At 69.1% G+C, this 9,936-nt stretch carries 6 protein-coding genes, 5 pseudogenes and 1 other annotated feature; of the genes and pseudogenes, 8 read left to right on the forward strand and 3 right to left on the reverse strand.

Going from position 1 to position 9,936, the window contains the following annotated elements; translation table 11 throughout:
• Positions 1-126 precede the first annotated feature (126 nt).
• Both MKK50_RS08950 and MKK50_RS08955 read left to right on the forward strand, forming a co-directional pair.
• Entirely contained in the window at positions 127-483 is a 357-nt protein-coding gene (locus MKK50_RS08950) for a hypothetical protein (RefSeq protein ID WP_253374185.1), read from the forward strand.
• A 56-nt stretch (positions 484-539) separates the two neighbouring features.
• Entirely contained in the window at positions 540-743 is a 204-nt protein-coding gene (locus MKK50_RS08955; RefSeq protein WP_253386695.1) for an ArdC-like ssDNA-binding domain-containing protein, read from the forward strand.
• On the opposite strand, the gene MKK50_RS08960 is transcribed toward MKK50_RS08955, so the two are convergent.
• The gene (locus tag MKK50_RS08960) at positions 724-1,068 is read right to left on the reverse strand and encodes a transposase family protein (protein WP_253374186.1); all 345 of its coding nucleotides are present in this window, start codon (positions 1,066-1,068) and stop codon (positions 724-726) included. The genes MKK50_RS08955 and MKK50_RS08960 overlap by 20 nt on opposite strands.
• 1,171 nt (positions 1,069-2,239) lie before the next feature.
• Between MKK50_RS08960 and repA the strand changes: the two genes are divergently transcribed.
• The 3 genes from repA to repC all read left to right on the forward strand — a co-directional run bounded on the left by repA (position 2,240) and on the right by repC (position 5,938).
• Positions 2,240-3,466, forward strand: coding sequence for a plasmid partitioning protein RepA (repA, locus tag MKK50_RS08965; protein ID WP_253374187.1), 1,227 nt, complete (start codon positions 2,240-2,242; stop codon positions 3,464-3,466).
• Positions 3,467-3,618: 152 nt separating this feature from the next.
• On the forward strand, positions 3,619-4,470 hold the full coding sequence (repB, locus tag MKK50_RS08970) for a plasmid partitioning protein RepB (protein ID WP_253374188.1): 852 nt from the start codon (positions 3,619-3,621) through the stop codon (positions 4,468-4,470).
• A gap of 208 nt (positions 4,471-4,678) precedes the next feature.
• Complete coding sequence (gene repC, locus MKK50_RS08975) at positions 4,679-5,938, forward strand: plasmid replication protein RepC (RefSeq protein WP_268174245.1); 1,260 nt, start codon at positions 4,679-4,681, stop codon at positions 5,936-5,938.
• Positions 5,939-5,944: 6 nt separating this feature from the next.
• Here repC and MKK50_RS08980 read toward each other — a convergent pair.
• A pseudogene (locus MKK50_RS08980) lies at positions 5,945-6,418 on the reverse strand (IS5 family transposase); the annotation flags it as partial.
• 75 nt (positions 6,419-6,493) lie between these two features.
• Between MKK50_RS08980 and MKK50_RS08985 the strand changes: the two are divergent.
• Together MKK50_RS08985 and MKK50_RS08990 are read left to right on the forward strand one after the other, a co-directional pair.
• Positions 6,494-7,504, forward strand: a pseudogene (locus MKK50_RS08985) (IS110-like element ISMmg1 family transposase); the annotation flags it as partial.
• Between the two features lie 22 nt (positions 7,505-7,526).
• A pseudogene (locus MKK50_RS08990) lies at positions 7,527-8,057 on the forward strand (IS630 family transposase); the annotation flags it as partial.
• Between the two features lie 139 nt (positions 8,058-8,196).
• On the opposite strand, the pseudogene MKK50_RS08995 reads toward MKK50_RS08990, so the two are convergent.
• Positions 8,197-8,983, reverse strand: a pseudogene (locus MKK50_RS08995) (IS3 family transposase); the annotation flags it as partial.
• Positions 8,717-8,855, reverse strand: a sequence feature (AL1L pseudoknot). Its footprint overlaps the pseudogene before it by 139 nt.
• A gap of 130 nt (positions 8,984-9,113) precedes the next feature.
• Here MKK50_RS08995 and MKK50_RS09000 point away from each other — a divergent pair.
• Positions 9,114-9,911 (forward strand): annotated as a pseudogene (locus MKK50_RS09000) (IS3 family transposase); the annotation flags it as partial.
• Between the last annotated feature and the right edge of the window lie 25 nt (positions 9,912-9,936).

Here is a 9,936-nt window from a genome sequence, read left to right on the forward strand (position 1 = left end):
ACCGATGCTGCGCGACGCCACTTCGACGCCGCCCTGGCCCGCCTCGCACCGGGCAGACGTCTGGTCGCGATCACCGGGCAAGCGCTCGCGCCAGATCGCCCGACCGGCGCCGAAGCTTTAGCTCGCTTGCGGCGCGATCGGACCGCGCACATCGTCTTCAGCGCCGCCCTCGACGTGCGCCTGTTCGCCCCGCACGGCACCCGGGTCGCCACACGGCTCACCGTGATCGACCGCGTGCCCGCTCCCGATCCCGACGCGGTGAAGGCCTGCAGCGGGCGGGCCGAGACTGCCGCAGCCCTGCTCGCCCTCGTCCGCCGTCACGTGCCGCCCCGTTGGGGACGCTCGCGTCTTGAGCCGATGCCAACCGGCGCGCTGGCAGGACTTGCGGCACCGATGGGGCCGGAGCGCTGCCCGCACGCTCCCTTGTTGCGGTCGCCGTTGGGCGCCCCGTCGAGAGGGAGAGGTCAAGTGCGCGGCGCGTGACGGGTTTAGAGGTCGGGAGAGAGGCTCCGCGGCCGCTCGTCGCGAAGGTCTGTCCGATGGCGCACTCCCCTCCCCGGCCCACGCCGGATCGTACCAACGTGTATCGCGAGGTTACCGACTGCATCATCGTCGACTTGGAGGGCGGCCGCCTGCCCTGGGTCCAGCCCTGGTCCTCCGGCCGCATCCGGGCACCGCTTGGATTGCCCGCCAACGCTGCCACCGGCCGCCGTTGCTCGGGCATCAGCATTCTAATCCTATGATGCGCCGTAGTGGAGCGCGGTTTCGCCGGTCATGCGGGACCGCGAGGTCCGGCAAGCTCTTGGTGAAGGTGCAGCGGGGGCAGGCAGGATTGCCGCAGCGCAGGCGGCGCAGGTGCAGGCGCAGACAGACGGAGCGGCACTGCCAGGGCAGATCGGCGAGGCAGCGTTTGTAGTGGCCGTGGGCGCGATCCGATCGCCTGCGGCAGGCTGGACAGCTCGGCGTAGTCGATCGTGGCACTGCCAGCACCGTCACCCGCTCGGGCTCGGGCGAGACCGCGATGACGCGCAGCGAGGCTGGAATGAAGGGGAGCAAACGTTTGGGCATGGGCGGATCCGGGCTACCTCTAATCCTCCGAATCTCCGCCCAGAGCGAAGGCTCCCGTTCTTATTCTCACCGCCCCACAAGGTGACAGAGAACCGATACTCCCTGATTGTGGGCATCGAAAATTCCCTGGTCGGTGCTATGGCCCGCAGAGAGGCGACGCCCCGCGCCCTCTCGGGCTTTTCCATCATCGGCCACCATGCCTGCCGACACGGATCGGCTGGGAGCTGCGGGCAGGCGGCCTGGCGGGAGGCGGGGCGCGCTGAAATGTGCGACCGCTCTACCGACCTGACCCGCCAAGCGGGGACACTGATGGATGCCGCCCGCGCGCTTGCCGAGGCCTGTCGGGCCCTCGGCGCTCAGGGTGCGTCCGCGGCGCCGGGCTGGCCCCTCATGGGTCTGCTGCGCCAGCCGCACCCTGCGCGGACAACGCCGCTGCGGCTTGGCCAACGCGGCCCGGACTGCAGCGTGCAGTCAGGCCTGCCTAAGAGCGCAGCGCCGCCGCCCTCCACCGTCCCACCATCGGTGCCGAGCGCCGCCCGCTCGCCGCGCTGGCGGCTGCGCACCCTACCGGCATGATGGAAGCGCAGTGGGCGGTCGCCGCTGGGCTGGAGCGCACGGGCGACACCTTCAAGATCTACGAGTTCCCGCCTGTGGGGTGCGTGCCGGATCGAACAGCGCGGCAGCCTGTTCTACGCAACGGACGAAGGATTCCTTGCGCTCGGCGAGATGAAGATCCCGGTCGTGCCCGAGCCGGGACCGGACCTCGCCGCGTTCTGGGCCGAGCGTATCCCGGGCGCGGGGTCGATGCTCTGGCAACTCGCCGAGACGTGGCCGGTAGCAACCGCGCGCGCTGCCCTTGCGGATACGCTTAGGCTCACGGCGTCTGGTGGTACCTTCAACACCTACCTCTTGCGCCTGCGATCCGCAGTGTTGATCGCGGAGCCGGAGCACGGACAGGTCCGCATCGTCGATGCGCTGGTCTGTCGAACCGAGCCCTGCATCAAGGCGTCCGGAACGCAGGTCCGACCCGCGGGTTCCTCCACACGCGAATCCGCGATCGAGCTTGTGCCGGGCTTGCGCGGGACTCGACTCCCGAAACCGAATCGGTCCTCTATGCTCGCTTGCGGTGCTAGGGTGATATTCGTCACCAAACCGCAAACGAGTCGGGAGCATGAATCAGCACGTTCCTCTCGGGCCCCTCGCGCCCGCGCCGAACACCACAGCCGGGAAGGACGCACGCCTTCTTGAGCGGAAGCTGCGCGAGATCGCGGCCGTCGTGTTCTCGCCCTCCGAGACGAAGACGCTCCGGCGCTTCACCTCGGGCGAGGTCGCACGCATCCTCGGCGTGACCGATAGCCGGATCCGGCAACTCTCGCCCGATCTGCTCGTCTCCGAGCCCGAGGTCGCGCCGGGCGGGCGCCGGCTCTACACGCTTGCCGACATCCACGCCTTCCGCGCGCATCTGCACGAGATCGACCGGGTCGGCCGGCGCTACCAGCCACATCGAAATGCCGAAGCAGGCGAGCACCTGCAAGTCATCGCCTGCGTGAACTTCAAGGGCGGGTCCGGCAAGACCACGACCGCGGCCCACCTCGCGCAGTCCCTCGTGCTGCGCGGCTACCGCGTGTTGGCGATCGATCTCGACCCACAGGCCTCGCTCTCTACGTTGCTCGGCGTCCGGCCGGAGAACGAGGCGACCCCCTACCCCACTATCTATGACGCGATCCGCTACGGGGCGGAGCGACGGGGCATGCAGGAGGTGATCCGGCAGACCTATTTCACCGGCCTGGATCTCGTGCCAGCCGACCTTGAGCTTGAGGTGTTCGAGTTCGAGGCACCGATGCACTTGGCACGGCGGCAGCCTGGCGACACCGAGCCCCCCTTCTTTGCTCGGATCAGCTTGGCGCTGAGCGAGGTGGCGGACGCCTACGACGCCGTGGTGATCGATTGCCCGCCCCGGCTCGGCTATCTCACGATCTCGGCGCTCGCCGCCGCGACGGCGCTCCTCATCACCATCCACCCGCAGATGCTCGATGTCTCGAGCATGCGGCAATTCCTGACCATGATGGACGAGCTGATGGAGCCGGTCCGCGCCCAGGGCGGCGCGCCGGCCCACGACTGGTTCCGCTACCTCGTCACTCGATTTGAGCCGAACGACACCCCACAGACGGAGGTTGTCGCGATGCTGCGTGGGCTGTTCGGCGAGCGCGTGCTGACGAAGGCCATGCTCGACTCGGCCGCAGTCGCGAACTCCGGACTACGCGGGCAGACCGTCTACGAGACCCCGCTACGCCGCGACGAAGTGACGGGATCGACCTACCGGCGCGCCCTTGACGCGCTCGACGCAGTGAACGGCGAGATCGAGAGCTTGATCGGCCGGGCGTGGGGCCGCGCATGAGCCAGAAGAAACGCCTTTCCGCGATAATGGGCTCGCCGATCCAGGCAGATGCCCCGCACCCCGCGGATGCTGAGAAATCAACGGCTTCACCCCCTGTAGCAGGTGCTACAGCCCCGCCCCCGCCTGAGAAGCGATCTGGGGCTGCGCGTTCCATGGCTTCCCTCTGGCTCGCGCAGACAGCCCCCGCTCTCGCGGAAGACGGGGTTGTCGAACTGGACCCCAACCTCTGCGACCCGTCCGCCATCGCCGACCGGGTGCCGGACGCCACCGATGCGGCCTTTACCGCCTTCGTGGACCAGGTCCGGGAGGAAGGCCAGCACACGCCGATCCTTGTGCGCAAGCATCCAGCGGCGCCGGGACGCTACGAGATCGCCTACGGGCGCCGCCGCACGCGCGCGGCCCGCGAGATCGGCAAGCCAGTCCGGGCTGTGGTGCGAGACCTGAGCGACGCCGAACTGGTCGTGGCGCAGGGTTCCGAGAACCTGGCCCGCGAGGATCTGAGTTACATCGAGCGGGCCCACTTCGCCCGGAACATGGAGCAGGCCGGCGTCGCGCGTGAGGTGATCCTGAAGGCCATGGGCGTTCATCGCCCGGACCTCGTGAACTACCTCGCGGTGGCGGAGGCGATCCCCGCACCCGTGCTCGCCGCGATCGGGCCAGCGCCGAAGATCGGCCGCCCGCGCTGGCTCACGCTCGCCGACCGGATTCAGGGCGCATCACCGGAGCAGGTCGATACCGCCCTCGCCTCCCCGGACCTTGCCGGTAAGCCGTCGGACGAGCGATTCGCCGTGGTGCTGACCGCGCTCACCGCGGCGCCGAAGCCGGCTCGCAAGCCGAAGGGTGAAACGATGAAAGACTCCAAGGGGATGAAATTCGCCCGTGTCGAGCGCAGCACGTCCGGCGTGCGCGTGACGACCGACGAGAAGATCGAGCCCGGATTCGGCGACTACCTTGCCGGCCGGCTTCACGAGATCCTTGCCGCCTACCGGGCGAGCAAGGGCTAACCCCGCCGATCCACCACCAACAGGAAGGAGACGAGGACACCGTCAAAAGAAAGGGCCCACCGAACCGAAGTGCGGCAGACCCCCTCTCTGTAGTCCTGGCAGACCCAGAGAATCACATCTCCCGGCACATCGCAAGGCTGAACACCGCCGACCGCGCGTGATTGCGTGACGGCGAACGCCCCATCTTGGCCCGGTACTCGATCCGAGCATGCTCCACATTACGACGCCCTTCGGGCGGCGATCGTTGACGGCTGCGCAAGTGCGAGCGCAGGCGAACGCAGACTGCTGCCTGCGCGAGACCACCGTCCAGAAGTGGACCGTGCTCCGCGACATCACCGAGGCGCGCGCGCAGCTCGGCCTCTCGTCGCCGAGCCTCGCCGTGCTCGACGCGCTGGCAAGCTTCCTGCCAGAGACCGCGCTGCAGATCGGGGAGGGGCCCGGGCTCGTCGTCTTCCCGTCGAACCGGGCGCTGGGCTCGCGCACGCGCGGTATGGCCGAGTCCACGATCCGGCGCCATCTCGCCGCCCTGGTAGAGGCCGGCATCGTCATCCGCCGGGATAGCCCGAATGGAAAGCGCTACTGCCGGCGCGGGGCAGGGGGCCAAGTCGCACAGGCCTACGGCTTCGACCTCGCCCCGCTTGTCGCCCGCGCGTCCGAGTTCGCTGATTTAGCCGAGACCGTGCGCGCCGCGGCGATGGCGCTGCGCGTGGTCCGCGAGCGCGTTACGCTGCTGCGCCGGGACTGCGTGAAGCTGATCCAGGCTCTGGAGGCGGCGGAGGGCGCGCCGGGCGCCGCGGAGCCGTTGAGAGCCCGCTACGGCGCGATCCTGGGCGCCCTGCCCCGCGTGGCTGCCCGCGCCAATTTGGACGCGACTGCAGAGGCCCTGGCTGGGCTGGCGGCCGACGTGGGCAAGCTGTTGCTTGCGCATCAAGAAGTCGCGAATTCGAGCGGCAATGCCGGTCAGGATGAGCGGCACTGTCAGAATTCAAACCCCGAACTTTTTAGTTATGAACCAGCCTCCAAGATGGGGGGGAAGGGATCGACATCGCCCGGTCCGGTAAACGGCGCGCCGGCCGCACGCGGTGAGGCAGGGCAGGGGGCGGCCACCGCTCACCTCCCGACCCGCACCACTTACCCACTCGGTCTCGTCCTAGACGCATGCCCCGACATTCGGAGCTACGCTCGGGGCGGCATCGGCTCCTGGCGGGATCTCATCGACACCGCAGGTCTCGTCCGGTCCATACTTGGGATCAGCCCTCATGCTTGGGGCGAAGCCCGTGAGGTGATGGGCGATGATGCGGCAGCGGTGACACTTGCAGCGATCCTGCAGCGGGCTGAGCACATCAAGGCGCCGGGGGGCTACCTGCGCGCGCTGGTCGACCGGCAGCGGCGAGGAGAGTTCAGCCTGGGGCCGGTGCTGCAGGCGCTCAGCCGCGGCCGACTCGCACGCCGTGCTGCTGGTGGTTAAGAGCGCCTAACAGAACCGGTAGATCTGGTTGAGTGTGATGAGGCTTGCCGCGAGGGTGGTGAAGGCCTCCTAGATGTCGGCGCGGCGCTCGTAGCGGATGGGCAGGCGGCGGAAGCGGTTGAACCACGCGTAGGTGCGCTCGACCACCCATCGGTGTCGGCTAAGCCTCTCGCTGCTCTCGATGCCCTTGCGGGCGATGCGCGGAACGATCCCGCGCGCCCGGCACTCCTGCCGGCGCGCCTTGGCATCGTAGGCCTTGTCGGCGTGCAGCTTGTCAGGGCGTCGGCGCGGTCGGCCGCGCCGGCCCGCGCTCAGTGGCGGGATGGCATCGAGGGTCGGTGCCATCTCCGGGCTGTCGTGTCGGTTGGCCCCCGTCAGCCTCACCCCCAGCGGCGTGCCGCCGGCGTCGATGACGAGGTGGCGCTTCGTGCCCGGCTTGCCCCGGTCCGTCGGGTTCGGGCCGGTGGCAGCCCCCCCTTTATGGATGGCCCGCCCCTCACCGGGCTGCCCTGCTAGCCTTGCAGGGTCGCTAAGTTGAAGGGACGGAGCGGGACGATGACGATCGCGGTGCTGGGGATCGATCTGGGCAAGAACAGCTGCAGCCTGGTCGGGCTGGACGGGACTGGGCGGGTCGTGCTGCGCCGCCGGATGCGGCGCGAGACGGTGATCGCCTTCAGCGCGAAGTTGCCGGGGTGCGTCGTGGCAATGGAGGCGTGCTGCGGTGCGCACCACACGGGCCGAGCCCTCGTGGAGCAGGGGCACACGGTCCGACTGATGTCGCCGGAATACGTGCGCCCGTACGTCAAGGCGCAGAAGAACGACGACCGCGACGCCGAAGCCATCGCCGAGGCGGCCACCCGCCCAACGATGCGGTTCGTGGCGCTCAAATCCGAGGCGCAGCTCGACGTGCAGACCCTGCACCGGGTCCGCGACCAGCTCGTGGGCGAGCGCACGGCGCTGATGAACCAGGTCCGCGCCATCCTTCTGGAGCGCGGCTATGTCGTAGCGCAGGGGCGGGCCAAGCTGGCTGCCTGTCTAACCGAGTTACTCGACACGGAGGCGGTCTCCTCCCTCACAGCGCGCATGCGCACCCTTGTGGCGGAGGTGCGCGAGCGCTGGCAGAGCCTCGACCGGCGCATCGCCGCGCTGGATGCCGAGTTCGCCGAGCAGGCGCGCACGGACGAGAACGCGCGGCGGCTGACGACCATCCCGGGCATCGGCGCGCTCAACGCGACCGCGCTGGTTGCGGCCATCGGCGACGTGGCCACCTTCGCGCGCGGGCGCGACCTGGCAGCCTGGCTCGGCCTCGTACCGCGGCAGGTCACGACCGGAGGGAAGCCCAAGCTCGTCGGCATCACCAAGCGCGGCAGCAAGTACCTGCGCAAGACGCTCATCCAGGGCGCCCGGGCCGCGATGCAGACGCTCCGGCAGGGTGACACGCGGCTCGGGCAGTGGCTGCGCGGGTTGCTGGCGCGAGCGCACACCAACACGGCGGTGGTGGCCTTGGCAGCCAAGATGGCGCGCATCGTCTGGGCGCTGCTGCGCCACGGGCGCGTCTTTCAAGCTCTCCGCCGCGGATCGCCTTCGGTTGGAGGCCCTGGTCGCGGATCGAAACACGCCACAGAAGCACGTCTGGCGGGCTCGCATGGTGTTGCTTAGCGCCGATGGGCTCGGGACGCACGCGATCATGCGTGAGGCGGGCGTCTCCAAGACGGCGGTCTGGCGCTGGCAGGACCGCTTCGCGCAGGAAGGCGTCGCAGGGCTCCTGCGGGATAAGACGCGGCCGGCGCGCATCCCGCCGCTGGGGCCGGAGGTGGCTCTGACGCAGGAAGAGCCGCCCGGCGAGACCACGCATTGGACGGCCGCCGCCATGAGCAAGGTCGCGGCCATCAGCGTCTCGTCAGTGCAACGGATCTGGCGTGGGCATGGGCTGCAGCCGCATCGGGTCCGGCAGTTCAAGCTCTCCACCGACCCGGCCTTCGCCGCTAAACTGCGCGATGTCGTTGGGCTCTACGTCGACCCAACCGCCCATGCCGTCGTGCTCTCGGTCGACGAGAAGAGCCAAATTCAGGCGCTCGTCAGCACGCAGGACCCGTTGCCGATGGAACCAGGCCACGCCCTTCTCGGGTCACAGGCATCGGCGAGGTAAAACCTCACCGCAGGGCGTTCCCGGGCGGCCGACAGGTCCGGGGGAAGACACGATCGGTCGATCAGAGTGCGGGGCAGACCGCCCGGGAACTGGCGCCAATCTTCTGACTGTCGCTATGGTGCACGAGCCCGCCGCCCTGGAGGGGACGACGTTCGTGCAGGGCCTGCTCCAGAGCGTCGAGCACGAAGGCGGCATGGAGCCCGGGAGACCCGCCAACCGACGATGCGCCGGGCATAGGCGTCGATCACGAAGGCCACGTATACAGAGCCGGTCCAGGTCGCGACGTAGGTGAAGTCGCCGACCCACAAGGCGTTGGGACGCGGGGCCTTGAACCGGCGGTTCACCCGGTCGAGCGGGCAGGCCGCGGCCGGGTCCGGGATGGTGGTGCGAACCTTCTTGCCCCGCACGATGCCCTGCAGCCCCATGACCCGCATCAGCCGGGCGACCGTGCAACGGTCCACCGCGATCCCTTCTCGACCGAGTTGCCGCCAGACCTTCCGCACTCCGTAGACGTGGAAGTTCTCCTCGAACACGCGCCGGATCTCGACCATGAGCGCCGCGTCCGAGCGAGCCCGAGCCGGCAGCTTGCCGGGATCGGCCCGCCGCGCGGCATGGGCGTGATAGGTTGACGGGGCGATCGGCAGCACGCGGCAGATCGGCCTCATCCTGAGGCTCTCGAAGGACGACCCCGTAGGCCTCCCGGTGATCGTCAATGACGGCGATCATGTCCGCGACCGGCGGTCGAGCTCCGCCATCGCGAAATGGGCCGACGCCTTCCTCAGGATCTCGTTGGCTTGGCGCAACTCGCGGTTCTCGCGCTCCAGTGCTTTGATCCGCTCGCGCTCGTCCGTCGTTGGTCCGGGCCACTGGCCCTGGTCCCGCTCGGCTTGACGGACCTTGTATAGCGACAGGGGCTCGCAATACCTCGCCGTACGCTACACGGAGCGGCTGGCGGAGGCGGGGGTCGAGCCCTCGGTCGGCAGCGTCGGGGACAGGCCGGGCGAAGAAGCGCGACAGGCTGCTCGTGCTCGCCTGGATGCCGTGAGCGAGCGGCGCGGCTGCGCCGCGCTCGGCGTCGGCCGGTCGAGCATCCGCTACCGCGCGACCAAGCCCGATCAGGCACCGCTGCGGATGCGCATCTGTGATCTGGCCAAGAGCCGGGTGCGCTACGGCTACTTCCGAATCTACATCCTGCTGCGCCGGGAGGGTTGGCGGGTGAATCACAAGAGGGTCCACCGTCTCTACCGGGACGAGGGGCTGAGCCTGCGGCTCAAGCGACCGCGCCGGCACGTCAGCGCGGCACACCGTGAGCGTCAGCCTGCTGCGCTCCAGCCGAACGAACGCTGGTCGATGGACTTCGTCTCCGACGCGCTGTTCGACGGCCGCCGGCTGCGGGCCCTGACGGTCGTCGATACGTTCACGCGCGAGGCTCTGGCGATCGAGGTCGACCAGGGCATCAAAGGCGAACAGGTCGTGGCTGTCGTCGGCCGCTTGGCGCTGCTGCGCGGAGCACCGTGCGCGATTCAAGTCGATAACGGGCCTGAGTTCGTCTCGAAAGCCCTCGACCGCTGGGCCTACGAGAACGGTGTCACGTTGGAATTCTCGCGCCCTGGCAAACCGACAGACAACGCGCTGGTCGAGTCCTTCAACGGCCGCCTGCGCGACGAGTGCCTGAAAGCGAACTGGTTCTTGTCGTTGGCCGACGCGCGGAGCAAGATCGAGACGTGGCGGCGGCACTACAACGAGAGCCGTCCTCACACCGCCCTGGGGTGGCGAACGCCCCAGGAGTTCGCCTTGGCGGCGGCCCTGCAGGCCGCCGAATGAGATCCGGAAGCTCACCTTTCGGCCG

Origin of the sequence: Methylobacterium sp. J-043 (assembly GCF_022829505.1) — a bacterium.
GTDB classification, from domain to species: Bacteria; Pseudomonadota; Alphaproteobacteria; order Rhizobiales; family Beijerinckiaceae; genus Methylobacterium; species Methylobacterium extorquens_A.

Excerpts from the sequence above, each read along its gene's own strand:
- MKK50_RS08955 (WP_253386695.1), top strand. The coding sequence starts at position 540 with ATGGCGCACTCCCCTCCCCGGCCCACGCCGGATCGTACCAACGTGTAT.
- MKK50_RS08960 (WP_253374186.1), bottom strand. The coding sequence starts at position 1,068 with ATGCCCAAACGTTTGCTCCCCTTCATTCCAGCCTCGCTGCGCGTCATC.
- repA (WP_253374187.1), top strand. The coding sequence starts at position 2,240 with ATGAATCAGCACGTTCCTCTCGGGCCCCTCGCGCCCGCGCCGAACACC.
- repB (WP_253374188.1), top strand. The coding sequence starts at position 3,619 with ATGGCTTCCCTCTGGCTCGCGCAGACAGCCCCCGCTCTCGCGGAAGAC.
- repC (WP_268174245.1), top strand. The coding sequence starts at position 4,679 with ATGCTCCACATTACGACGCCCTTCGGGCGGCGATCGTTGACGGCTGCG.